This window comes from Sporosarcina saromensis, assembly GCF_054901285.1.
The window spans coordinates 2,634,715-2,660,372 of record NZ_CM142738.1 but is presented as its reverse complement, the minus strand read 5'-3'; the positions used below and the strand labels follow the sequence as shown (position 1 = coordinate 2,660,372).

Annotated in this window: 28 protein-coding genes; 27 read left to right on the top strand and 1 reads right to left on the bottom strand. The window is 49.9% G+C overall.

Annotated features, from left to right (window positions below; translation table 11 throughout):
- Positions 1–177 precede the first annotated feature (177 nt).
- The 19 genes from ACVHUV_RS13430 to ACVHUV_RS13340 all read left to right on the top strand — a co-directional run bounded on the left by ACVHUV_RS13430 (position 178) and on the right by ACVHUV_RS13340 (position 15,913).
- Complete coding sequence (locus ACVHUV_RS13430; RefSeq protein ID WP_462084923.1) at positions 178–2,163, top strand: DNA polymerase; 1,986 nt, start codon at positions 178–180, stop codon at positions 2,161–2,163.
- Positions 2,136–2,876, top strand: a complete 741-nt coding sequence (locus tag ACVHUV_RS13425) for an HNH endonuclease (RefSeq protein ID WP_462084922.1) — start codon at positions 2,136–2,138, stop codon at positions 2,874–2,876. The genes ACVHUV_RS13430 and ACVHUV_RS13425 overlap by 28 nt, the downstream gene beginning before the upstream one ends.
- The gene (locus ACVHUV_RS13420; RefSeq protein WP_462084921.1) at positions 2,869–3,873 is read left to right on the top strand and encodes a hypothetical protein; all 1,005 of its coding nucleotides are present in this window, start codon (positions 2,869–2,871) and stop codon (positions 3,871–3,873) included. The genes ACVHUV_RS13425 and ACVHUV_RS13420 overlap by 8 nt, the downstream gene beginning before the upstream one ends.
- A gap of 214 nt (positions 3,874–4,087) precedes the next feature.
- A complete protein-coding gene (locus ACVHUV_RS13415; RefSeq protein WP_462084920.1) occupies positions 4,088–5,203 on the top strand; it encodes a hypothetical protein in 1,116 nt (371 codons plus the stop codon).
- Entirely contained in the window at positions 5,200–5,724 is a 525-nt protein-coding gene (locus ACVHUV_RS13410) for a crossover junction endodeoxyribonuclease RuvC (RefSeq protein ID WP_462084919.1), read from the top strand. Before ACVHUV_RS13415 ends, ACVHUV_RS13410 begins: the two co-directional genes overlap by 4 nt.
- Positions 5,721–6,119, top strand: a complete 399-nt coding sequence (locus ACVHUV_RS13405) for a DUF7448 domain-containing protein (protein WP_462084918.1) — start codon at positions 5,721–5,723, stop codon at positions 6,117–6,119. Before ACVHUV_RS13410 ends, ACVHUV_RS13405 begins: the two co-directional genes overlap by 4 nt.
- 317 nt (positions 6,120–6,436) lie before the next feature.
- Entirely contained in the window at positions 6,437–7,693 is a 1,257-nt protein-coding gene (locus ACVHUV_RS13400) for a ribonucleotide-diphosphate reductase subunit beta (RefSeq protein WP_462084917.1), read from the top strand.
- 278 nt (positions 7,694–7,971) lie between these two features.
- Positions 7,972–9,654, top strand: a complete 1,683-nt coding sequence (locus tag ACVHUV_RS13395) for a ribonucleoside-diphosphate reductase subunit alpha (protein WP_462084916.1) — start codon at positions 7,972–7,974, stop codon at positions 9,652–9,654.
- A gap of 27 nt (positions 9,655–9,681) precedes the next feature.
- A complete protein-coding gene (locus ACVHUV_RS13390) occupies positions 9,682–10,332 on the top strand; it encodes a PhoH family protein (protein WP_462084915.1) in 651 nt (216 codons plus the stop codon).
- 63 nt (positions 10,333–10,395) lie between these two features.
- Positions 10,396–11,004, top strand: coding sequence for a hypothetical protein (locus ACVHUV_RS13385; RefSeq protein ID WP_462084914.1), 609 nt, complete (start codon positions 10,396–10,398; stop codon positions 11,002–11,004).
- 2 nt (positions 11,005–11,006) lie between these two features.
- Entirely contained in the window at positions 11,007–11,177 is a 171-nt protein-coding gene (locus tag ACVHUV_RS13380) for a hypothetical protein (protein WP_462084913.1), read from the top strand.
- Positions 11,178–11,350: 173 nt separating this feature from the next.
- Complete coding sequence (locus tag ACVHUV_RS13375) at positions 11,351–11,575, top strand: hypothetical protein (RefSeq protein ID WP_462084912.1); 225 nt, start codon at positions 11,351–11,353, stop codon at positions 11,573–11,575.
- Between the two features lie 362 nt (positions 11,576–11,937).
- The gene (locus ACVHUV_RS13370) at positions 11,938–12,237 is read left to right on the top strand and encodes a MazG-like family protein (protein WP_462086914.1); all 300 of its coding nucleotides are present in this window, start codon (positions 11,938–11,940) and stop codon (positions 12,235–12,237) included.
- A complete protein-coding gene (locus tag ACVHUV_RS13365) occupies positions 12,234–12,413 on the top strand; it encodes a hypothetical protein (RefSeq protein WP_462084911.1) in 180 nt (59 codons plus the stop codon). Before ACVHUV_RS13370 ends, ACVHUV_RS13365 begins: the two co-directional genes overlap by 4 nt.
- On the top strand, positions 12,414–13,148 hold the full coding sequence (gene thyX, locus ACVHUV_RS13360) for an FAD-dependent thymidylate synthase (protein ID WP_462084910.1): 735 nt from the start codon (positions 12,414–12,416) through the stop codon (positions 13,146–13,148).
- A gap of 194 nt (positions 13,149–13,342) precedes the next feature.
- On the top strand, positions 13,343–13,789 hold the full coding sequence (locus ACVHUV_RS13355; RefSeq protein WP_462084909.1) for a 3D domain-containing protein: 447 nt from the start codon (positions 13,343–13,345) through the stop codon (positions 13,787–13,789).
- A gap of 9 nt (positions 13,790–13,798) precedes the next feature.
- Positions 13,799–14,371 carry a hypothetical protein gene (locus ACVHUV_RS13350; protein ID WP_462084908.1) on the top strand — a complete coding sequence of 191 codons (573 nt, stop codon included), beginning with the start codon at positions 13,799–13,801 and terminating at the stop codon, positions 14,369–14,371.
- On the top strand, positions 14,368–14,922 hold the full coding sequence (locus ACVHUV_RS13345) for an AAA family ATPase (RefSeq protein ID WP_462084907.1): 555 nt from the start codon (positions 14,368–14,370) through the stop codon (positions 14,920–14,922). The genes ACVHUV_RS13350 and ACVHUV_RS13345 overlap by 4 nt, the downstream gene beginning before the upstream one ends.
- Position 14,923: 1 nt before the next feature.
- Positions 14,924–15,913: a DNA cytosine methyltransferase gene (locus tag ACVHUV_RS13340; RefSeq protein ID WP_462084906.1), complete on the top strand. Its 990-nt coding sequence runs from the start codon at positions 14,924–14,926 to the stop codon at positions 15,911–15,913.
- Here the strand turns inward: ACVHUV_RS13340 and ACVHUV_RS13335 are convergent.
- A complete protein-coding gene (locus ACVHUV_RS13335; protein ID WP_462084905.1) occupies positions 15,908–16,333 on the bottom strand; it encodes a hypothetical protein in 426 nt (141 codons plus the stop codon). The genes ACVHUV_RS13340 and ACVHUV_RS13335 overlap by 6 nt on opposite strands.
- A gap of 116 nt (positions 16,334–16,449) precedes the next feature.
- Here ACVHUV_RS13335 and ACVHUV_RS13330 point away from each other — a divergent pair, with 116 nt between their 5' ends.
- The 8 genes from ACVHUV_RS13330 to ACVHUV_RS13295 all read left to right on the top strand — a co-directional run bounded on the left by ACVHUV_RS13330 (position 16,450) and on the right by ACVHUV_RS13295 (position 25,656).
- Positions 16,450–17,367, top strand: coding sequence for a hypothetical protein (locus tag ACVHUV_RS13330; protein ID WP_462084904.1), 918 nt, complete (start codon positions 16,450–16,452; stop codon positions 17,365–17,367).
- Positions 17,364–18,005, top strand: coding sequence for a sigma factor-like helix-turn-helix DNA-binding protein (locus tag ACVHUV_RS13325; protein WP_462084903.1), 642 nt, complete (start codon positions 17,364–17,366; stop codon positions 18,003–18,005). Before ACVHUV_RS13330 ends, ACVHUV_RS13325 begins: the two co-directional genes overlap by 4 nt.
- Before the next feature lie 335 nt (positions 18,006–18,340).
- Positions 18,341–18,637, top strand: coding sequence for a hypothetical protein (locus tag ACVHUV_RS13320; RefSeq protein ID WP_462084902.1), 297 nt, complete (start codon positions 18,341–18,343; stop codon positions 18,635–18,637).
- A complete protein-coding gene (locus ACVHUV_RS13315; protein WP_462084901.1) occupies positions 18,630–19,553 on the top strand; it encodes a hypothetical protein in 924 nt (307 codons plus the stop codon). Before ACVHUV_RS13320 ends, ACVHUV_RS13315 begins: the two co-directional genes overlap by 8 nt.
- A gap of 1,160 nt (positions 19,554–20,713) precedes the next feature.
- On the top strand, positions 20,714–21,157 hold the full coding sequence (locus ACVHUV_RS13310; protein ID WP_462084900.1) for a phBC6A51 family helix-turn-helix protein: 444 nt from the start codon (positions 20,714–20,716) through the stop codon (positions 21,155–21,157).
- On the top strand, positions 21,158–22,873 hold the full coding sequence (gene terL, locus ACVHUV_RS13305) for a phage terminase large subunit (RefSeq protein WP_462084899.1): 1,716 nt from the start codon (positions 21,158–21,160) through the stop codon (positions 22,871–22,873).
- Between the two features lie 67 nt (positions 22,874–22,940).
- A complete protein-coding gene (locus ACVHUV_RS13300; protein ID WP_462084898.1) occupies positions 22,941–24,482 on the top strand; it encodes a phage portal protein in 1,542 nt (513 codons plus the stop codon).
- Positions 24,475–25,656, top strand: a complete 1,182-nt coding sequence (locus tag ACVHUV_RS13295; RefSeq protein ID WP_462084897.1) for a hypothetical protein — start codon at positions 24,475–24,477, stop codon at positions 25,654–25,656. The genes ACVHUV_RS13300 and ACVHUV_RS13295 overlap by 8 nt, the downstream gene beginning before the upstream one ends.
- Positions 25,657–25,658 lie beyond the last annotated feature (2 nt).

The window sequence follows — 25,658 nt, the reverse complement described above, 5'->3', positions numbered from 1 at the left end:
GTGATCGACGTTAAACTAACGCTAAATCAGCGCAGTCCTTCGACGGGCAGCGCATTGACGGAAGCGGCGTCCAAGAAGCGGGCAAGTACCGAATCAATGGACGAGGCATGGGCGCGCCTATTTGCGATGAAGAACAGCGCGCCGGATCAAGAGCGTTTACAGGCGGTTAAGCGCGCTATGGACGCGGGCAAGGTCGGACGTGAGCCGGAGAACGTGGGTAAACGCTTTTCAAAGGCGGAAGCTTTGCGTTTATACACGATACTTGCCGAACAAGAGCGCGAAGGCAAACTGGCGGAACTTGTCGCGAATACTCCGTCGAACTATATACTTGCGGACACACTCGATAAACTTGCGGCAATGGCGAAGGATATACGGGCGAGTGACGTTATTGCGTTTGACTGCGAAACACACGACGGCAAAGGGCCGAAAGGTTCTGCGCTCGATCCGTGGAACGGTGAAATCGCAGGCTTTTCAGTAAGTACGCGCAAATATAACTACTATGTACCGATTGACCACGTTGAAAAAACGCCGTTGAATAAATACCCCGTAAATGACGTACTCGGCATGGTTGCGGCTGCGCTACTGACGGCAAAGATCGTTATGCATAATGCGCCATTCGACTGTAAGTGGTTCGCGGTCAAGCACGGGCTACGTCTTCAAGACGCTTTACATGCTGACACGCGTATTATGGCGATGTCGCTCGACGAGAACCGGTCGCACCGCTTGAAAGATTTGCTGACGGATTGGTTGCGCGAGCCTTCCAATAACTTCGACGAACTCTTTCCGAATACGCAATTTAACGAAGTTCCGCTTGACGTGGCGCTCGTGTACGCGGCAGGCGATACGGAGAAGACGTTAAAGCTATACGACTGGATTACGCAATGGTACGACAAGCGACCGGACTTGCGCGACATTAAGCGTCTGTTTTACGAAACCGAAATGCCAGTCGCGCGACAGTTTATTGATTCGGACTTGCGCGGTATACGCTTTGACGTAGAGGGAGCGGCTAAACTCGACGCAAAGTTGGCGCAAGAGGAAGCGGAGATACAGGCGAAGATTTACGAACTTGCCGGACAGGAAATCAACTTAAACTCGCCCGCACAACTTTCGCGATTACTGTTCGAAGACTTGCGCCTAACTAACCTCGGTAAAGGTTCGACGAATAGCCGATTCATGAACCGTATTAAAAACGAACATCCGATCATACCGTTAATTCTTGAATATAAGGAAATCGGAAAACTGCGGTCGTCATTTACGCAAAAGTTACCGAAAGACGTTAAGCGCGACGGTAAGATACATCCGTGGCACAACAGTTGGGGCGCGGCAACAGGGCGCTTTACGTGTTCAAATCCGAATACACAGCAGATACCAGCGAAACGCCCGGAAATCCGTCACTTATTTAAAGCGACTGCCGACGACCGTATTCTCGTTTCGATGGACTACTCGCAAATTGAGTTGCGCGTACTGGCGCACATGGCGAACGAAACGGTACTGATCGAGGCGTTCGAGCAAGGGCGCGACATCCACTCAACAACTGCGGCGTTAATCAGTAAAGGGCGTTATACCTACGAGGACATCGAGCGCGACAAGGAAACGGGCGGCCATCCTTGCGCCAAGCTACGGAAACAGGCGAAAATCGTAAACTTCGGAATCGTATACGGAATGGGCGCAAGCAAGCTCGCCGATACGCTCGAGATTACACCGAAAGAAGCGCAGGAAATTATCGACAATTACTTCGCAGGCTATCCGGGCATTAAGCGCTATATGGACGAGCAGCACGTGAAAGTTGCAAAGTACGGCTATGTCACGGATTTCGCCGGCAGGAAGCGCCGTTTGCAGGAGGACATTAAAGCATCGAAGAAGGATCGCTGGCGTTTGTTTTCCGCGCAAAGACAGGCGGGCAACTTTCCGATACAGGCTGGCGCAGGGACGATACTGAAAAAGGCAATCGTAGATTTGCGCGAAGTACTGGCTCGGCATGACGTCTATATCCTCCTACAGGTCCATGACGAACTGGTCTATGACTGTCCTGCGGATATTAGCGACGAGGCATTGCGTGAAATACAGCAGACGATGGAAAATGCGGTCAAGTTGAAAGTGCCAATACGTTGTGACATTGAAATAAATCCGCGTAGATGGGCGGAGAAAGGGAGGCGGTCTTAATCGTTAAGGAAATTCAACTAACGCAAGGCAAAGTTGCTCTAGTGGATTGTGAAGATTTCCGTAGATTAAGTATGTTCGAATGGCATTTTACTGGAAACGGGTATGCCGGACGTAGATTACCGGTTAATGAAGGTGGAAATATTGTATCAATGCATCGAGAAGTGATCGGAGAAGTTCCCGAAGGGATGGTAGTGGATCATATAAACCGAAATAAATTAGACAACCGTAGGTCGAATCTAAGAATAACCACTCAAAGTAATAATGCGGCAAACTCCGGACCGAGAAGAAACAGCACCTCTAAATATAAAGGGGTGCATTGGCGCAAAAAAGATATGAAATGGGTAGCTAAGATCGAACGCAAAGGACGGGCGCTTACAATCGGTTTATTCAATGCAGAGGAACATGCGGCGCTTGCCTACAATCAAAAGGCGAAGGAATTATTCGGTAAATACGCGTACTTGAATGAATTAAATATTTCAGAGATTGATTGGAGTAAGGAACACCGGTGTAGTTCCGACTACGTTGGGGTCACTTACGATAAGGCGAATAATAAATGGCGGTGTTATGTTCCGGCCGGAACGGACTTGCGTTATGACTTAGGGAGAATTATAGATGAAGAAGATGCAGCAAGATTAGTGGATTTTTGGAGTTACGACATCTTCGGCACAAAAGCGAAGTTGAATAGAAAAGTTGAGGTGGTTTGTTTTGGATAATCTATCATCCCAGATAGAAGGTGACTTGATCGCGTTACTGGACGACTTTCAGAGTTTACCGGAGGTTTTCGACGACGCACTAGACTCGCAGATTCACGCTTGGTACGTAAATCCACCGAAGGTCTGGCCACAAAAGCCGTACTTCTCGCCGTCAAGTCTCGGCAGTTGTCCACGCGAACTCTACTTGAAGGCGAAAGGCGCAAAACGCGACGCAGGCCGACGCCCACCGCACCAAGCGCGACAAGCGAAAATGGGAACGGCAGCCGGCGACATGATCCAGCGCGAGCTGCTGTTCATCGAGAAGCACTACGAACGGCTCACGGGCAACGCGCCACGCTTCCGTTTCCTGCGCGACGAACAAGGGCGCCCACGCTTCGAGGAATTCGCCAAAGCGAACGTCAAGGTGACGCACAATGGCGAAACGTTCTATCTAAGCGGCGCGCCGGACGGAATAATGGAATACATTACGGACGACGGCGAAGCGATCCGCGTAGGTCTCGAAGTAAAGTCGAAGGCATCCACGGCAGCCAAGACGTCGCTCTACTCAATGCGCGAGCCGGACGCAAGCCATAAGACCCAAGCAACGGCCTATGCGCGCATGTATGGCTGCGATTACTATGTCGTTCTTTATCTGAACCTCGCGAAGAAGGGTTGGTTTATGAGCGACGAGGATTATGCAAAGACTCCGGACCTGCGCGCGTTCTGCCTACGCATAACTGACGAAGATATTGCGCAAATACTCGACAAGCCTGCGTACGTGACGCGGTGTGTGCGTGAAAATACGCCACCTCCGCTAGACCTCGACGAATGGACGTTCAACAATTACAAGGAGGCATGCGCGCTAGACTTGTCCGTCGCCGAGTTTACGGAGCTGTGCGAAATTAACCACAAGGCGCAGCACTCGTCTATTAATGCGTCGAAGAAGCGCGACTATGCGGCAGCGATCGAGTTTATTACGGAGAAGCGCGAAGCCCAAAAACGAAAGGGGACGGTTTGATATGGCGAAAATCAATGTAGGCGATATGTTTCGCGTAGTAGATGTAAATTTGATTTGCGGAGGACGCCTTTCGTTTACCAACGGAAGAAAATACGAAGTATGTAAGGTAGACTCCGATGGATTTATTTACGCGATTGACGACGACGGGGATAAGTCGGTAGGCATTTCGATAGGAGAACGATGCGCAATAGAACTCATAAAGGAGGACGTAAAAATGACGAAATTTAACGTAGGTGATAAGGCGCGAATGATTCGCGGGGAGAACACGGCGTTTATGGCTAAAATTGGCGACACTGCTACGATTATCGGACGGCTAGACGACGATGGGCAGCACAAGGTTGAGTATGAGACGACTTCCGGAGGCAGGGAGCGTGGGTGGTTGAAACCGTCAAGCATGGAGCCGTTTGAACAATACCGCACAGAAAAACGCAAGGCACGCGTAGGTGAGCGGATTTTGATTGCGAATGCTTTCCTTACCGGCGACCACTACGCTGATGGCGATGTGTTCGAAGTAGCTGTCGCACAAAAGGATGACGACTTCAGACACGGCGGAGTATACGTCGTAGGACACGGACGGTTCATTCGCGACAGTGAATACGAAGTGATCGTAGCTGAAACGCCAGTGACGCCAGTAGCGCCAAACCTAGCCGAGCGCGTAACCGAGCTTGAATTGCGTGTAGCCGAACTGGAAACGCAACTTGCGGTAAAGTCGGTCGCGTCGCCGTACACAACGGAGGACTTGGCGCAGGCAATTACGTTAATGGCGAACATCGGCAAAACCCCAACGCCAAACGCCCGCAGAGCTGCCGTCATTAAGCAGGCGCGCGAGTTTGTGGCGGATGATTCGCTGAAAAAAGGGCGCAACGGGACGTATGTAATTAACTACGAGCAATTTACGGACAAAACTAAGCGTAACACGTTTATCAAAGGAAGTATAGCGACTTGCGTAGTTAAGTTCGAAGTAAACGCAGAAAAGCGTACGGTTGTCGCATTAATGTTCGGAGAGTATACAGGCAAGTTGCGCGCAAAGGCAATCGCAAAGTGTGCGCCAGACGACGTATTTAACGCGGACATTGGCAAGGCAATTGCGTTAGCGCGCGCATTAGGCATGAAAGTGCCGGCAGAGTTCTTGAACGCGCCGAAGCCTACGGAGTTCGCCGTTGGGCAGGTTACGAAGGGGTCGAGCGGATTGAATTTCGGCAAGGTGACGGAGATACGTGGGGGAAAGGCGTATACCACGTGGGGTTCATTCTGGAATTTAGATTCTATGAAGAACGGTAATGCGATAATCCTCGACGACACCGACGCGCAATATGAGGTAGCGTCTTGACGGTTAAAAAGACATTACGCATACTGGCGCTCGACATCAGCGCATCGCCCGGCTACGCAGTCCTTGAATTGCGCCAGTTAAAAGGCAAGCAGCGCCTAACGCTAATACACGTCGATCATGCGGCTACAAGCACGGATAATACGGACAGTGAAAGGTATTCTTACATCGAAGCTAAGACGGTGCAAGTCGTCCATGAATACGGGCCATTTGACGTAGTTGTGCGCGAACACTTCACGAAAGGGCGCAGCAAACGCGCTACGCAGTTAGTTTTTGGAGCATGGGCGGCAGTGGACAGCGCACTAGGGCGTTACGGCTACGCAATAAGTACGGACAATGAAATCACGCCAAGCGCGGTTAAGGCGGCAGTGGCGCACGGCAAGGCGGATAAGGACGAAGTGGAAGCGGGCGTGCGCGCAATATTGAAGCTGCCGGATGACTTCGTTTTTGCGACTGATGATGAAAGCGACGCGGTAGCGATAGCCATTGCGTACTTAAAATCGAAAGGATTGATTGCGGAATGAACAGTTATTGGCGTAAAGGCGAAAGAGCGTATTTCAACGATCTTGAAGGTAAGATATTGTCGCAAATAAACGTGGACAAAGACGCGGATGAGATTCGATTTATTACAGCAGACGGTGAAACATACGTAATGTATCACGAACAAGACTGTTGCGAGAGCGTTTGGGTCGAGGATATTAACGGCGAACTGGACGACTTGATTGGCGATCCTATATTACTTGCGGAAGAAGTTTCGCAGGAAGGCGACGATACCGATTGGGGAACTTCAACATGGACGTTCTATAAAATCTCGACTATCAAAGGGACGGCAGTATTGCGCTGGATCGGAGAGAGTAACGGGTACTATTCGGAGAGTGTAGACTTCAGAAAATTAAACGAAGGGGAGGTCGTACAATGACGCCTCCTAAAAAGCCGTTCGCAACACTGCTAGGCGAATTTATCGCGTACTCACTAATCGCGCTGTCATTCATCGTTTTGGCAACGCTGGCACTCGCAATATGCTTCGGACTATTGCGCCTGGTGGGACTCTTATGAACGGCGCGCAACTGACGGAAGCACGGCGCATTGAGTTATTACGGCTTAACGAGTTACGGCGCGGCGAGATACTATTCGACATGTCGCGCCTAAAGGTCGAGCAAGGGCGACTGGAGCGCGAATTGACCGAGATTGAGGACGCAATACAGGACTTAGAAAACGGTTAAAGGGGACGGTAAATTGACGGCAGGGAAAATCAAGAAACGCGACGGCAATTACGTCGACTTCGATTCGGACAAGATCATGCAGGCGTTATTACGCGCGGGCAAGGAAAGCGGCGAGTACGCCGACGATGAAGCTAATCGGCTTACGCAAGAAGTCGTGAACAACGTGGCGGACGACGCAGCCATTACGGTCGAAGACGTGCAGGATGCCGTAGAAACTGCGTTGCTTAATTCGCAATATAAGACGACGGCAAAGGCGTATATTATTTACCGCGAACAACGCAAGCAGGCGCGCAGGCCCGACATATTCAAGCGCCGCATTAACTTAAAGCCGTATGAATATCCGCATTTGATTGCGTACAAGGAAGCGATACAGCACTCGTACTGGCTTCATACGGAATTTAACTATACGTCCGATATACAGGACTTCAAGGTGAACGTAACTGACGCAGAACGTAACGCGATTAAGAACGCTATGCTCGCTATTGCGCAAGTAGAGGTCTCGGTCAAGACGTTTTGGGGCGACATTTACCATCGCTTGCCTAAGCCGGAAGTCGGAGCAGTTGGCGCAAGTTTTTCAGAATCAGAAGTGCGGCACATGGACGCGTATGCGCACTTGCTGGAGATTACCGGGCTTAATAGCGAGTTTGAGCGCATCGAGCAGATTCCGCAGCTATACCAGCGCGTCGACTATTTGACGAAGGGTGTTGCGCTCGCTAAGACGGGCAGTGATCGTGATTATGCGTTATCGCTACTATTGTTCTCGCTATTCATCGAGCACGTGTCGCTGTTTTCGCAATTCCTAGTCATTATGTCGTTTAATAAACACCGCAATATCTTTAAAGGCGTATCGAACGTTATTGAAGCGACTTCGAAGGAGGAGCAGATTCACGGACTATTCGGCATTGAACTAATTAATATTATTCGCGCCGAACAGCCGGAGTGGTTCGATGGTAACCTGGAGCGCGCAGTTATTGCGGCGTGTCAAGAGGCGTATCGGTCGGAGGAAATCGTTATCGACTGGATTTACGAACATGGCGACCTCGACTTCATGCCGAAAGCGACCGCCAAGGAGTTCGTCAAGAATCGCCTAAACAAGTCGCTGGAAAGTATCGGATATGCGCCGATCTTTGATGTTGACGAGGATGCAGTAGAAACTACCGACTGGTTCGATGACGAAATTGTCGCGACCAAACATACGGACTTTTTCAATAAACGAAGCGTCAACTATACGAAGCGCAGCCGTAGTATCAGTGCGGATGACTTGTTTTGATACGTAGTAGACAAATAATGTTGAGGGGTGAAAGACACCTTGAATAAAAGAATCATGAAAAAGAAAAATGAAAAGGCTAATAGAGAATATGTAGAATGGCTATATAAAGAAGAGTGCGTCTATAGCAACAAGCTAATAGGATTGCTTTGCGAATGTCTGCCCTATGTGAAGGATGATGGATTGCGAATAGAGATAGAAGGAATCATTTCCTCAAATAGTGTTTGACTCACAGTACGACCAAACTGCACAACTATAAATAACGAAAAGGGGACGATTGAATGACGAAAGATTTCGCATGGCTAAACGAAACAAGCCGCAATTTCCTAAAAGCCGACTATTTAATGGCAGGAGTAACGCCCGAACAGCGTATTAAAGAAATCGCAGACACGGCGGAGCGCATACTCGGCATCGACGGCTTTTCCGATAAGTTCTACGGCTACATGGCGCGTGGCTATTACTCGCTGGCATCGCCAGTATGGACGAATTTCGGCACGGCGCGCGGACTACCGATCAGTTGCTTCGGCTCGCACATCGAGGACAATATGGGCGACATTTTGTACGCACAAGCCGAGGTCGGCATGATGTCGAAGTTCGGCGGAGGCACTAGCGGATATTTCGGTGCCCTACGACACCGCGGCGCGCCCATTACGAATAACGGCAAGTCGTCCGGCGCCGTACATTTTATGAAACTTTTTGAGTCGATCATTGACGTAGTTTCGCAAGGCAGTACGCGCCGTGGTCGTTTTGCGCCGTACCTGCCGATTGACCACCCGGACATTCATGAGTTCCTTAACATCGGCACGGAAGGCGACCCGATACAAGAGTTAACGCACGGTGTCACGGTCAAGGACGTATGGCTGCGCGATATGATTGCGGGTGACGCGGATAAGCGCGCAATATGGGCGAAGGTGATTCAACGTCGCGTAGAAATCGGCTATCCGTATATTTTCTTCGAAGATACGGTTAATCGTAATACGGTCGACGTGTACAAGGACTTACTGCTGTGGATTTCGCATAGCAACCTTTGCTCCGAGATAAACCTGCCTGATAACGCCGATTGGTCGTTCGTCTGTAACTTATCGTCAATGAATCTTTTACATTACGACGAGTGGAAGGACACGGACGCAGTAGAAACGATGGTTTACTTCCTCGACGCAGTAATGACGGAGTTCTTGACGAAGCTAGAAGCATTGCGCGATTCGGACAAGCGCGAGGATCGTAAGGCGTTCGAATTTATGGAACGCGCATACAATTTTGCGAAAGCTAACCGCGCACTAGGACTCGGCGCACTCGGCTGGCACTCGTATTTACAGTCGAAATCCATACCGTTTGAAAGCCTAGACGCGACGAAGCTAAACGCGTGGATATTCCGATTCATACAAGAGCGCGCATACAAGGCGTCGGAAGAACTTGCGGCACTTTACGGCGAGCCGGAAATCTTAAAAGGCTATGGCCGACGCAATACGACGTTAACAGCCGTCGCGCCTACGACAAGTTCCGCATTTATCCTCGGCCAAGTGTCGCAGTCAATTGAGCCGATTTGGTCGAATACGTACGTTAAGGACGTCGCAAAGGCGAAAGTTACTATCCGCAATCCTTATTTGAAGGAAGTACTCGCCAAGTACGGAAAAGATACGCGCGACACGTGGAACAGTATACGTGATCGTGACGGCTCGGTACAGCACTTGACGTTCTTAACCGACCATGAGCGCGAAGTATTCAAGACGTTCAGCGAAATTAATCAATACGTCATCATCGACCAAGCGGCAATACGTCAGCAGTTCATCGACCAAAGCCAGTCGCTTAACGTTATGATTAGCGCACATGCGACCGCGAAGGAAATCAACGACTTGTATCTGCACGCGTGGGAAAACGAAGTTAAAACGCTGTACTACCAGCACAGTACTAACGCGGCGCAACAATTCAGCAAGGACAAGCTATGCTCGGCATGTGAGGCTTAAACTATAACGCAAAGGGGACGTTAAACTATGCCATTACCAAGCGACAACCTACTATTCGGATTTGCGCCTAAACTTACGGACGAGCAGCGCATTTACGTCGATTCTATATTCGATAATAACGTAACCATCGTCAATGCAAAGGCCGGCACAGGCAAGACTACGCTGGCCGTCGCTGCGGCGAAGTTACTCGACAAGCCGATGTACTATACGTTCGCGCCAATCGAAGAAGATGCGCTAGGCTACACGCCCGGCTATATCGAGGAAAAGGAATCGAAGTATATCGTCCCATTGATCGACGCGCTAAAGGAGATTCGCGAGGACCCGCGACTTGTCATTCACCGCGAAGATAACCCGGACTTTATTAATGCGGGCGCGTGGGTAACTGCGAAGTCACACGTATTTATGCGCGGCATTAACTTGAAGGACTGTACGCTAATCATTGATGAAGCGCAGAACATGACGCGGGGAGAGCTTAAAAAGGTGCTGACGCGTTGCCACGACACAGTTACGGTCATTATGATCGGGCATGACGGGCAAAACGATTTAGCTGACCCGTCAAAGAGCGGTTTCGTACCGTATTTAGAACACTTTCGTGGGCAGTCTATGGCGCAAGTATGCGAGTTAACCGTAAACTTCCGCGGTGAAATCAGCCGACATGCGGACAAGTTGCGCTGGTAAATCACGCAAATAACTCCGCAGTCGCCGTTTTCAAACGATATAACTAGTAAGGAGGACGATAATATGAGTAAAATTCCGTACGTAAAGTTTATGAAGCACGCGCAAAAGGTGGTGAAGTCGCCAACTTGCAAGTCGCGCCCTATCTTGGGCGGCGTACTACACCGCGACAACTACGTAGCCGTGACGGACACGCATCGACTTTACTTCGCGTCGGATATGTACGAAGGTGACGAAAAGGTTGAATGTCCGAGAACAGGTGCGCAAATTGACGGTAATTACCCAGATGTATTGCGCCTAATACCTGACTCTGACGCGGCGATGTATACAGCGTCCCTTGACGTAGTGACTACGGAAAAAGCCGTTAAGCTGATTGAAAACGCTGGTAAAATCGACAAATCTACGGATATGATCGTGTTCGAAATTAACGACGAGGGACTCGCAATGTTTACGGGAGAAGGTGCGGCTGTCGCATGTAAGTATGAGGCAAGTAATACGTATAGTCGCGAACCCCGCACAATGTACGCGTCAGCTAAATATGTAGCGGAAGCATTAGCGCTATGCAAAGACGCAGGCTTAACGCAAGTACAGTTCAACTTTTATGGCGAGGCGCGCCCGTTCACGTTTACTGGCGGTAACTTGACCGCACTAATTCTACCGATTAGGAGGGCGTAATTATGGCTAACTCACCAATCCGCAATAGACGCATCCGGCGCGACTTCAAGCGCTTGCTCGCAATAATCGCGGACGCTACGACGGAGCCGGACTACGTAGAAGTCGAAGCAATTGCGGCGCGTAACGGACTTTACTTCGATGATGACGGTGATATGCGGGAGGTGGCGGAATGAAGTCGAAAACACACGCTATACACGCGATAATTTGGGCGTTTATTGCGGCCGCGCACGTAGTTTTATACTTACTAAGCGACTATTTGCCGCAGTTAATTTTTGCGCTAATATTCATCGTATTTTCCGCAGAACACAGCATCATTTCCGAAATTAAACGTAAGGAGGACGCATAAATGACGAAACAATACCATGTAAGAGTTTACTCGGATAACGGCAACGAGCATTACCTGCGACTTGACGAGGAAACCCTGGCGCGTTTAGAAGAGGATTTAAACGAAGAAAGAGCGGACTTGTTCGCGCAATACTACTGCTATTCGGACGAAGCCGTCGCAGGTGTAAGGCTCGATGCTGTCGAGCTATATACTGTGAAAGAGGTTCAGCGGAATGAGTTCGATTGATACGATAAGCAGTTTACGAGGACATCCTATTGAATATGTCGGCGGCGAGTGGGTGTATAGCGATACCAAGGAGCCTACTATTGATACTTGGCAGAGTAGGCCTTGCGGACATTGTTCTAATTATAACACAGAAGACGGACATGACTATTGTATAGGCGGTCTTCCGGGAGTCCTAAACGCGTGTTGCGGCCACGGTAATATTGGCGAGTGTTATATACAATTCGATGACGGGTCGGATATTCGAGGCGCTAAAGCGAATGAATGGATAAAAGAATGGAGGACGCACAATGACGTATTCAAAAGAACGCGAGGACTTCTTCAAGCCGCCGAGCGCGGAGGTTCGGCCGAAGCCCATTGCGCCGATTACAAAGACGGATTTAATTCGCCAGTGGGCGATTGACCGCAACTTGCACACGGCAGACCCGACGAAACAGGCGCTTAAATTAGGCGAAGAATTCGGTGAGTTATTCGAAGGACTGGCGAAAGGCAACGTAGTACTTACGAAAGACGCAATCGGAGATATGTACGTTGTCATGACGATCCTGTCGCAGCAGCTCGGCTTTACTATCGAGGAATGTATCGACATTGCTTACGACGAGATTAAGGACAGGCGCGGAAAGATGATTGAAGGCGTTTTCGTGAAGGAGGCGGATTTAATATGAATAACGTAATTTACGTGATTGTCCGCAAAAGTGACGGACACTACGTCAAAGGTTCGGGATCGCGTTCGGTACTCGCGTATACAACAGAAGGTCGAGCGAGAGCGGCTATGAAGACACACATGATGTCGGATGTTAAATACGAAGTGGCGGAGTTTACGCCGAAGGAGGACGAATAATTGAGCTACGCAAGTTCGCAAACACAACGCATTGACGTACTAGATAAAGGCTACGTAATCTTACACGACGTAATGGGCGACGACTTAACTATCGTAAATAGCGCGCGTGTTTCGTACGACAAGAAATCGGAAGAACTCACGGAGGGCGACCGCAGGTTAATCGCCTTCCTTGCGCGCGAAGGACACACATCACCGTTTAGGCACGCGTCACTACAATTCGAACTTTACGCTCCGCTCATGGTCGCAAGACAGCACTGGAAATATGTAGCAGGATCGTCGTTCCAAGAGGCTACTGGCGATAACATGACGGCTTGGAACGAAAGCTCGCGGCGCTACATTACGGAGGAAGTGGAGTTCTACGTGCCAAAGCCGGACGAATGGCGTAGCGCGCCGGCAAACTCGAAGCAAGGCAGCGGTGAGGTTGTCGACTTGGAAATCGGAGATAGGTACACAGAACTTCTAATGACGATGATAGACGCGGGTACGGCGTTATATGAAAAGGCTATGGAACGTGGAATCTGCGCCGAGCAAGCGCGTCTATTCCTACCAGCCTACGGAATGTACGTACGCTACTACTGGACGGCATCGCTTCAATCCGTCGCTCATTTTATCGCGCAAAGGCTCGCCGCTGATTCGCAGGTCGAAATACAGGCGTACGCAAAAGCCGTGCTTGAACTAGCGCGCGAGAAGTTCCCCGACAGTATCGACGCATTGATCGGCGGCACGGCGGAATGAGGCGCATTAAAACGGCAATCGTCGTATCTTTAATCGCCCTGACAACGTGGTATTACTCATTGGTGCGCCCGCCCGACGCAGTAGACGCGGTTGAAGGCGACGACACGGACATTCAGCCCATAACGCCTGCTTACGCGGTCGCCAGCGTTTACACTGGCTTACAGGACGCGCTGGAAGAACGTAAGCAGGCGGACATGGTTGCCGCTAAACAGGCGGCGCAAGAAAGGCGAAGACTTGACGCAATTAAGGCGGCAGAAGCGGAAGTAAGGCGTAAGCAAGCACAAGCCAAGCCGCAAGTAAGCCGCAGTAAAGCCTACGTAGGGCAGGCGCAGTTATTTACAGCTACGGCATACACTGCCTACTGCTCCGGCTGTTCGGGCATTACCGCGGACGGCCACGACTTACGCAAGTCAATCTATAAGGACGGCAGACGTGTTATTGCGACTGATCCTCGGCTGTTACCGCTCGGTTCGGTAGTGCGCGTCACATTAGCGGACGGCACGTCGTTCGAAGCGGTATCAGCGGACACAGGCGGCGCTATAAAAGGCGCTATTATCGACATTGCACATGAAACGCGCGAAGAAGCGTTAAAGTTCGGAAGGCAAGACGTAAAAGTTAGCGTCATACGGCGCGGAAAGTGAGGCGTTATTATGTTAAAGGAAATGCCGAAAGTTGGCGATAAAATACGTTATTTGGGCGGTGAGGATGATTACTGTCACGGAATGAAAGTTGGCGGAGTGTACGAAGTAATTAAAGTGGATAAAGATGGCGACGCGAACTTTAAGACTGAAGGTAGGCTTACATGGTTTGTAGGCGATGATGACTTCCATAAGTACGAACTAGTCGAGGAAACAATGCCAGTAAAGCCGCAAGTAGGCGACAAAGTGCGGATAACTAAACGCTCGGACAAGCCTGCGTGGTATAACGACAAGGTAGGCGAAGTATTTACGGTAATAGATCCGAATGTTTATGGCGAAGGGTTTGATAAAGACGATGTATACGTTAATTATAAGCCTAGTAGACACTCTCTAGCGTTCGTAAACGCCGGTGATTACGAAATTGTATCGCCAGTTGAGCAATTTACGAGGCTAATCGCAAACCTAGCGCGCCGCGTAACGGAGCTAGAACGCAGCTTAGCCGTCGAGCAACAGCATCGCGTCGAACACGCGCATGAAATTAACGAACTCAATCGCTACATTGCGGATTTGGAGGCGCGCTTATGACGGAGCCAATTAAGATTGCACTCGTCGGTAAGTTACGCGCAGGCAAGGACGCTTTAGCCATGCGTTTGGCATTACGGCACGACTTCGCTACTATTGCGTTCGGTGACGCATTAAAGCGGGTAGCGCACGACGCTTTTCCGTGGATTCCACGCGAACCGAAGCCGCGCGATCTATATCAGTTCATGGATGTATTGCGCGAATATGACGAAGACATTTACGTAAAGCACCTGGAGCGCGCGTATAGAGTGTACGCAGACATGCGCCATGTCGAAGGTATCGTAGTTACCGACATCCGACAGCGGAATGAATACGACTGGTGTCGCGCTAATGGCTTCGTAATTGTGCGCGTCAATGCAGCGGACGAGCTGCGTATTAAACGCGCAATAGCGGCAGGCGACGACTTTACCGTGCATGACTTGGCGCATAAGACGGAGCTTGCCGTGGATAACTTTGCGGTAGATTACGAAATTGACAATAACGGCACGTTGGTTGATTTATATGCGCAGGTGGATGCGTTGAAAGGCGAGATTACGGCGAAGGGTGGGCGTTAGGTTGCCGATTAAGATACTCGAATTGTTCGGAGGAATAGGGGCGCCGAGGAAAGCGCTTGAAAACTTGGGCGTCGGATTAAAAAGTATTGATTACGTAGAAATATTGCCATATGCGGTAACGGCGTATAATCAAATATTCGATAACGGGTATTGTCCGCAAGATGTTCGTGATTGGAATTTAAACGTAGACTTACTCGTTCACGGGAGTCCCTGCCAGGACTGGTCTACAAACGGTAAGAACGACGTGAGCACGGGCCGTTCAATCCTATATGAGCGGACACTTGAAATAATCGAACGCAAACTTAATCCACGCCCTAAAGTGGTAATTTGGGAAAACGTTACGGGACTCGTGTCTAAGCGTCACATAGCGCATTTTGACCATTACTTAACGACTATGGAGCGTCTTGGATATCGAAATACATTCAAGATACTTAACGCTAAAGATTACGGTATGGCGCAGTCTAGGGAACGTATTTTTACTATTAGCGTCCTGGATGACCGTGCATTTCACTTTCCCGAGCCGCAGCCATTAACGAAAAATCTACTCGAATATATTGATCGTAGCGTAAATCCGGAAGAATACGCACTGTCGTCGAATGAACTTGCGCTATTCTTCGAGTCAGACGGCCAGCTATATATTAAGGCGAATACAAAGCGTGGTTTTCAAGAAGTCTTCAACGGCGACAGTATAAACGTCGAGCGCCCTAACAGTAAAACAAGGCGCGGACGTGTGCAGCGCGGTATGGTGCCTACATTAACAACTAACCCTAATGTAGCCGTTTATTACGACGGTATTCTCCGTAAGATTACCGCGCGAGAATGTTGGCGTTTGTTAGGCTTCACGGATGCCGATTACGACCGGGTAGCGTCTACGGACATACCGATGTCGGCGCTATATAAGCTACCGGGCAATAGCATCGTAGTTAGCGTACTAGAGGCGATATTCGGCGCACTGCTTGCGCAAGGATTTATAGGCTCACCTAAGTCATGACTTGCGCTTGGATCCGGTAGGCGCAACCAAGCGAAATATATAAACGCCATCCGTCGAAGTACCTCGATCAAATGCGTACGTGAGCGGTCCTTTACTTGCGTCAATGCGAAACTCGGCGCAGAACTTGCGCGCTGACGCATAATGGCGCTTGTCCAGCACGTAGGCGTAATTAAGCGGCACACGGTCGAGGTGCTTCGTCAGTATGGCGATTGTCTTGTCTGCCGCATTGTAGCCGATGGCGACCTTGCTATACGCGCGCAGGCCGAACATTTTGCGTAACGCCGTGTTGAAGTAGAATCGCCGGTGCGTATCTAGCGTTATAAATGGCGCGCCGTCAGCGGACGCAAACGTAAAGCCGGCGAGTGCGGCGTCTATTGCGGCGGGCGTGAGTACGGTTTGTAGTGTGAGTTCGTTGGGCATGTGCGGACTACCTCCGTTCAATTTCAATATTTAGTGATTCGCGTTTACGCTATTATAACGCATTATGGACGTTAATACAAGGAAATATACACGCAATTAACGAAAGGGGCGAGATAATGACGAATCAACACGTTATATTCTACAGCGGAGGGCTAGGTAGTTGGATGACGGCTGTGCGGGTTATTGCGAAGTATGGCGCGGACAACGTTATCTGTCTGTTCACTGACACGCTAATTGAGGACGAGGATTTGTACCGGTTTCTAATCGAATCCACATCGAAAATGTACGGCATATCTGCGGTTGACTTAATCGCCAAAGCTAACGCGATTCCTGCGACGAGTTACGAGACGATGGACGAACGTAAACGATACCTTTCGGATTTAGCTGTTGAAGTATCGGCGCGAATACCCCGATTTATTTGGCTAAATGACGGCATTGATCCGTGGGACGTATTTAAGTCTACGCGATTCCTCGGTAATTCTCGTTTAGCGAAGTGTTCGCACATATTGAAGCAGGATATGGCGCGAAAATACATCGAGGCGAATTTTGCGCCGGGGGAAGTCACGCTATACCTCGGAATTGACTGGACGGAAGAACATCGAACAAAAGCGCCAGTAGAGAATTGGGCGCCATATTCAGTTAAATTCCCGATGTGTGAAGAACCGTTACTTACGAAAATAGACGCAGTTAAGGCTTTGGAATCGGCGGACATAGAAGTTCCGCGCCTTTACGGTATGGGATTCTCGCACAATAACTGCGGAGGATTTTGCGTACGTGCAGGTCAAGGGCATTTCGTTAATTTACTCGAACAAAAGCCGGAGCTGTATGCGTACCATGAAGCGCGCGAGCAGGAAATGCGGGATTTCCTCGATAAAGACGTAGCAATATTACGCAGACAGCGGAACGGCGTAAAGAGTCCACTAACGTTACGCGAGCTTCGCGAAGAACATGCGCAAGGTAGTGACCAAATCGACATGTTCGACGTAGGCGGCTGCGGTTGTTTCGTCGACGACGGAGAGGCGGTAATTACATGACATTAGATTATAACGCAGTACTGGCTCAAGAAGTCGCACACACGCGTCAGCAAGTAAGGGCAGGCGCAATCACAGCGGAGGGCGCAATCAAGCCGCTAGACGACGCTACACGCGCATATGCCGAGGCGCAGGCGGAGCACTACGCTGCCTTACGCAATCCGCCAATAGCACTACGTAATGGCGCGCTACTTGATGCCGCAGCCGACACGCTTATGCACGACTATTTAACTTGGAGTCACTTCGATAAAATGAACATCGTAGAAAATCCGATCCTTAGCGACACGCAGTTAAAGCTACGTCATAAGCGCGAGACTACGTTAGGCGACGTATACACTGGCGGTAAGGGCGACGAGACAATCGGACGGCAGCGCGGCGGTGACGGCATTAAGCACCGCATTTACGACTTTATGACGCCTAACCGCGACAATGCGCTGGTGCCTGCGCGTTACCTTACGTTGTATGATGCGCTTGATAACGCAGGTTTGACGCAAAGACAACGAGAAGCAATCGACCTCGTATACTTCGAGGACTTGACGCAGGCGGACGCTGCCGAGCGTATGGGCGTGACGCAGCAGGCGGTAGCTAAGTTCGTACGCGCCGCGTTGCGTACTTTGCGAGTATATATGGCGCAAAAATAGTGTGTGAGGTTGTATTCTCCGCTATTCCGTACCTATAAGGGTGTAAGTGAAAATACGAAATTTTACCGTCCGATAGACGTAAAACTAGCGCATTGTATTCCGACTAAATCTTATCGGTTGCGCGGACTAATCTTGCGGTCAACACGACGCAGCTAATACGATCCGGCGTTGCGCTGCCGTAAGGGCTAATAGCCTCAAATGCGCGGACGCCCTTTGTGGCGTCTTTTTACATTGCGGAAATAGTGCGCGCCTAGCTAGCGCTCACGAACGGACGGGAATCCCTACCGTCCTTTTTCGTGTTTATTCGCAGGGGAAATCGAAAGGGAGCGATGGATGTGTCGAAACTAAAGAAATATAAAATACGCTATGAGAAGCGCCTTGACTGGAGTTACGTAGTAAAGAACGCAGATGATCCGTGGGACTTAGTTAATATGAATGAATCCACACTAGTCTTTCGTAATTGCGGAGTATTCGAAGAAATTGTTGAAGCTGCGAACAAAAACGAAGCTAAAGCGATGCTTGCCGTACTAGTTGCGCATCAAAACATAGGGGTGGGCGTCCCAGTATTGCCTATCATACGTGACGCTTATCGAGGTATTATCGAGGTTAGCGAGGTGCCGTCCGATGAATAACGTAATACAGTGGCGCGACTTGCATCCGAAAGTTAAGCGCGGCTTATTCGCTACCGCCGCTAATGTGACGGTACGAGACGGTACGGCAACGGACTTGAACGGCAAAGACGTGACGAATCGTATTCAGTTTACACCCGTCCTATCAGCGCCACAAGTACGTAAGTTAGACGTAATTAACGACCTAACTGCGCACCAAGCGGAGAATGATGGCTTTGTATTCGCCTTCTTCCGACAATCGCGCATGATTGAAGAACGTTTTCCCTCACTACTTAAGCCGGACTTAGCGCGCCTAATGTTCGTAGGTACGTTTATAGCATGGGAGAACGGTGAGCTACGTTACGAGAATGGCGTACCGATTAAGAAGGACGGACTGCATACGTTGGTGAATATGTCGCGCAAGCGTTTTAATGAGTTCTATTCGCGCATGATTACGGAGGATATCATACAGGAAGCAGAGGACGGTACTATCCACGTAAACCCTTCCGTATTCTATCGCGGAGGAATAAAGTCTTATCAATACGAACTGGACGACGTTCAATATACGCGCATGTTCCGCAAGACAGTACGCAGTTTATACGCTGAATACAATGGCCGTTCGCTCGGTCAATTAGCGCTAATATACGCAATAATGCCGTTCGTAAACTTTCAAACGAATATTATAGCGTATAATGCGGACGAGTCGAAAGAGGAATTGGTACGTCCGATGTCACTAGATAAACTGGCGGTGCTACTCGACTTTGGGAACGCGCAGAAGTTAAAGTCGGCTCTAAACCGCGTCAAAGCTAACGGAAAGCCCGTATTCGGTTTCTTTGAAAATCCGCACGACAGACGCAAGTATCGGATCGTCGTAAATCCATACGTAATCTATGCGGGCGACGGCGAAGGGCTGCGCGCTTTAAAGGCGTTATTCAGCTAATTGAGAACTTATTGAGAAAAATACCATCCCTTGACGTCCTTATATTCGCAAATTATCATCCCTTGACGTCCCTTACGAAAAGTGGCGTAAACGGCGTAGCGGTGCGGTTAGTGGGCGTTTTAGGTGCGTTTGGGATATCTTAGTCAGACATTCTTACGAGTAAAACCGTTTGGCGCATTAATACCTAAATAGATAAGTGATTAAAACCGTTGTCATCAAGGCTTGCGCCTTTCTGACTGTCTGTGTTTATTGACTGTTTGCGTGTTCTTTTAAAAGATGGCGCAATAGAATATTAATACATAGACAGTCGGAGGGCTTGCCCGACGACAACGGTTTTAAGGTTTTATTCTTTTATGTCGACGTAGCAAGCCACGTACATAGGCGTACTATTACTAACGGAGGTGTGACGTATGGCTAACGCAAAGGACACACTTAAAGCGGGTGATACCGTTTATCTGATTTATGTCGGACTAGTACGAGTAGAAAGCGTAGACAATGACGGCAGTATAACGTTCTATTTATACGACGATAAGAAGCTACACAGCGTAAGTAGGGCGCAGTACAGCACACTATATCGCTTGGGCTGCGTAAAGCATTCGACTAAGGACGTAGATTATACGAATGTTGCAACGTAATTAAAGCGTTATTATTGCGCGCACTATATAGTAGATATTAAGACCGGGTACTAAACGTAGGTGTAACGCAGTTATTGCGAAATCAGCAAGCGACGCGTTCACCGCATGAAGGCGTCCAAAACTCACGGGGTCTGCGTTGTATAAATATGCATGCGTATGCTACGCGCCTAATGCATAAACCGCGTAGGTATGCCGTTGTATAAACGTTGTATAAGCGCACAGAAGTGAAAGCGCGTAGTGACGGCGTTTAGGACTACGCTAGGTTTACATAATGTTTGTTTGCGGACGCTAACTTGCATATCGTATACATTCGCCGGGGCTGCGTCATAGGGGGCGGGGGCGGTCGGAAGTGCAGCCGCGCACCAAGCACGCAAACAATTCCGCCAAGATTTTTAAAGTCGGGGTGTAGGCGTATTGATTACGCCATAGTAAACCCATGCTAAAAGACGCTCTAAGCGTTTACCTATACGAATACACCGCGAAAGGCTAGAACGCCTAAAAACATGCGAAAGGAGGTGTCGGACAGTGGCACGTAAAACAAGACGCGATCAACTCGCAGAACAATTGACGGTCAAGCAGCAGAAAGCCGCCTACTTACTGTTGGATAACGAAATGTTACCGTACAAGGAGCGCCGTAAGCAGGAGGAAATCGCAGCGGAACTCGAAATTGACCGCGTAACTTTGTACCGATGGCGCAAGGAGAACCAGGCGTTTATCGAATTTAAGAAGGAAGTCGCGAAGGACTATTTAGGCGACGAAGTAGGCTTATTCGCGCAAGCACTTATTACGTCTATGCGCGGCACTAACGGAGCGCCATCGCAGAAAGCGCTAGACCTTTACGCGAAGATGATGGGCTTCATCAAGTCGGAGCATAGCGTTGAAATAACGCAAGGCGGCGCACGTACGGACGAAGAACTAGCGGCTGAACTCGCAGAACTCGACGCAATGTTGAAGGAGGTTGACGAGTAATTGGCTTATGTTAACGGCGCTTGGCTTGACTATAACGCACGCGCTGCACGTATTGCGTTAATTGAGTCACGCGCGGACAAGCTGGCGCAATTACACAAAGCCGGCCTACTAACGCCTAGCCAAGTCGATACGTTAATTGCTGACAAGCGCGAACTTGTACGGCTGAAACGCGTACATCGCGGCGAACACGACGTGCTTTATTTCGGCATGGAATACTTTAGCGCGGACGGCAATCCGGACAACGACGAGAACTTAATACCGGCGGGCGTACATGTCGGCAATGCGGCGGACTTTCACCGGCAACTGTGTGAGATGCTTAACGACGTCACAAAAGGCGTAGTTAAACGCAATATCGCGTGGGCGTGCCCTAGACGACACGCTAAGACCGCATGGCTCTCGAATATTTACCTCGTACATCAAATCGTGTATAGGTTGCGCCGATATATCGTACTATTCTCGGAAACGACGGACGTAGCGGGCGACTTTATTTCGTGGGGCAAGTTCCAATTGAAACTAAACGCCAAGCTGCGCGAGGACTTTGGTGAGTTATTACACGTACAGCCGTCGCGTAACGATCTTGACAATAAATACGAATACATTACGGCGTCTAATACGAAAGTTGAGGCGAAGGGACTCGGCACACAAACGCGCGGACTACGGCACGGCGCGTCAAGGCCGGACATGTTTATACTGGACGACTTGGAGTCGGACGAATCGACGAACACGGCGGAGCTTATCGAAAAGTCCAAGACGTGGTTTCGCGAGGAAATGTTGCCGGCAATGGCGAAGGACGGCATTTGCATATACCTCGGTACTATCCTATGCTATGGCTCGCTATTGCATTACGTCATCGAAGAACGGCGCGACTTTGAAAGCCGAAAGTTTGCGGCAATTGAAACGTACTCGACGCGCGGCGACTTGTGGGAAGAATGGCGCAAGATATACCGCAGTGACGTAGAACAAGCGGCAGATGCGGCGCAGCAGTATTACGAAAAACATAAGGACGAAATGTTAGAAGGCGCGGCTATACTATGGCCGGGCTATTTTACGTATTACGAGCTGATCGTTATTCGCGAAGAAAACGGAATCAAGGCGTTTAACCAGGAGTATCAGAACAACCCGACGGACGAGGAACGGCAGATATTCAAGCCGGAATATATAACGTGGTTCACCGACGACGACCTAGCGGACATTAAGACGCTAAATTACGGCGCCGTGGACATCGCAATGGGCAAGGAAAAAGGCGACTTTTCCGACATAGTATCGGGCGCAGTGAACACGGAAACAGGCACGCTTTACATTTTCGACAACTTCATGGAGCGGTGCCACCCCGACGTACTTATCGACGAAGTTGTCGCGCAGACTTTCGAAAAGCAATACGAAGGGCTTGCGGTCGAGGCGCAAATGGCTCAAGAATTTATTGCGGACAAGATGGCGGAACGCTTGCAGGCGAAGGGCTATCCGGCACACACGCGCGTTAAACAAATTAAGCAAAGGACGCGGAAGGCATTGCGGATAGAAGCGTTACTGCCCGACATACAAAGCGGTAAAATCAGGTTCCATGCGAAATTCAAGAACTCGCCGGAAATGGAGCAATTCGAAATGTACCCGATGCACAAGCACGATGATTTTCCCGACGCAGTATCTATGCTAACGATGGTCGCCAAAAGCGGACAAGCAACGGTACGCACCGTCAAACGCATGAACCGATGGTAGAAAGGAGGCGGAAAACATAACTCACTTATTAGCAAAAACACGTACATTGCGCGCAGACTATAACGTCATGACGCCGCAAGACATGGACACGCTGCTCTTTAGCCCGTTTCAGCAGGCGCTAGGTAAGACGACAGTTGAACGTATTAACAGGCAGCTCGACAACTACGCTTATTACAGCGGCAAACAGCACCGCAATCAATACGGCGAACTCGTGAACGCGTCGGAAGTTGAGCGGCCACCGGGACTTGACTACGACCCCACGCGCTACGCGACGAACTACTTTAAAGCGATAGTCGACCGTAAAGCACGCTGGCAAATGGGCGGTAAGCACGGCATTAGCGTACCGCGACGCCAACTTGACGCAATTGAAGCGACATTAATGGAAGGCTACACGCCAAGCGCGGCACAGCAAGCGGAGAACAAACGCGCCGAGGACTTTGAGCGCCTACTATATCGCCTGTGGGACGAGAACAAGATGCGGACTAAGTTGGTACAAGCCGCGCGTGACCGTTTAATTGCGGATCGGGTCGTTTGTAAAATCGCATTTAATCGCGCGACGGGCAAGATGCGCTGGATATTCCGACCGGACTCCGAGTATGTGCCGGTTTATTCCGAGGACGACTTCGAGGACTTAATCGGCGCGCACCTAATTAAAAGTAAACGCGCGCAATTTAAAGGCGAGGAAGTCGACGCGTTAGAAATCGAAAGCTATCGCCTTGTAGACGGACAGGCATACTTAAAAGTCGCACTTTACCGCGAAAGTGACTTATCGCTTATTAAGACGTTACAAGAAGAAGCGGCGCTCGGACTCGACTTTATACCGTTACAAGAGTTTGCGGTAAACGAATTGATTTCGCAAACGCTCGGTGAGTCGGAAATCAGCGCACTACGCGAGCAGAACGACGTGCTTAACCAGCTTAACGAGGACGCAATTGATTCTATGAAATTCGAAATGTTCCCGATGACGGCAATCTTGAACGCCACGCCGGGAGCAGGCGCAAACATACAAGTCGCGCCGGGAGCACTCGCGGAGATAAGCGGTGGCAATGACGCAAAGGCGGCGGACATTAAAAAGGTTGAATCCGGCTTTCGTTGGAAGGACGCCTTCAAGGATCAATACATGCGCGTTAAGGCAGCCATGCACGAAATCAGCGGACTACCGCAAATCGTGCCGCAAGAACTGAATTTTGGCGGACTTAACGGCGAAGCGTTACAAGTCATGTTCCACGACATTATCACGGACACCGAGGAACACTGGCTATCGTGGGGCTACGCATTGGCGGAATTACACGCGAAGACCGTCCGCTATATGCAAGCAAGACTTGACGCGCCATCATTTGCGTACGACAAGGGCATTGTACGCGCAATCGGCACGCATTACGACAACGAAATACGCTTTGTCTTACCGTTGCCGGACAATCGCAAGGAACTCGTAGAATTACTCGAAATGGAAACGGCGGCAGGATTTGAGTCGAACAAAGGCGCAATGGAGCGCTTGGGCGTCGAAAATATCCAAGCCAAGACGCAGGAAATCGAAAGTGAACGAACGCGCCGACGCAATACTAGCGTAGCGGCTTACGGAGAGGGGGTAGACGACGAGGATGCCTAAGAAAGTATACCAAGTCGACAACACGCCGAATTACTCGAAGGTCGACAAGGTTTACGTCATGAATCCGACAGGCGGCGGTGAAGTACCCGCAGCACACACGCACGACGACCGTTACTATACGAAAACGGAAATCGACCAACCGCAGTTTTTCCAAACGCGTATCGACAACGTAACACTTGCGCTTGAAGGACGCGAACTCACAGTCCGTAGTATGGACGGCTTGCTCATTGGAGTCGCGGACATTAACGCGTGGCTCGCGGGGACTAGCGGCAATATCCAAACGCAGATTAACGGTATTAACGACAGCCTAACCGCACTAACTGCGGGCATGAAATATATCGGTAAATTCGAGACGCGCGCGGATTTAAACGCAGTTGTAGCCAAAGATAACGGCGACTTGGCGGTTGTACTTGCGGATGAAAGCCGGACAGGCGGGCGCAGTATGTACGTCTTTTCCAGCGCATTTGGAACATGGGAATTTATCGGTGAATTTACGTTTACCGACGCATTTACGGCGCTGAAAGACACGCCGACAAGTTATGTGGGCGCGGACGGTAAAGTCGTAAAGGTCGCGGGCAATGGACTTGTATTTAGCGGAATATCGTACGCAGAACTAACGGACAAGCCTACGTCAACTATTACGCAAATTGACGACGCAGTGATGAAAGCGCACGGACACGCTAACGCGGACAGTCTCGCAAAGCTAGGCGTCAATGCTGCGGGTGAACTAACGATCAATGGCATTGTATATACGCCAAAACAGCCGGACCGTAAGTTTTTACAGGCTTACAAAACTACCGACGAAACGATTACAGGTACACATACGATTGTATTCGATAACCACCGAGGCGGCACTATTGCGTACGACAAAACAACGGGGCATTTTACGTTAGAAGCAGGAAAAACGTACGTAATCACTTGTAACGTCGAAATGGACAATATTAGCGAGGGCGCTATCGGGATTCCATTTTACTTGATCGACACCGCGACAGACGCAGTACCGACGGACACTTACGCCGCTGGAATTTGTAGTGCAGGCAGCGGGTTAGGTACGTTTACCGTAGTATACACGCCGCAAAATACGCGCGAGTTAAAGGTGCGTACGGCATTGACGGAAACTAATTCATACCGCATTAGGTACCGGTATACTGCCTTGACCGTACATGAAATATAACA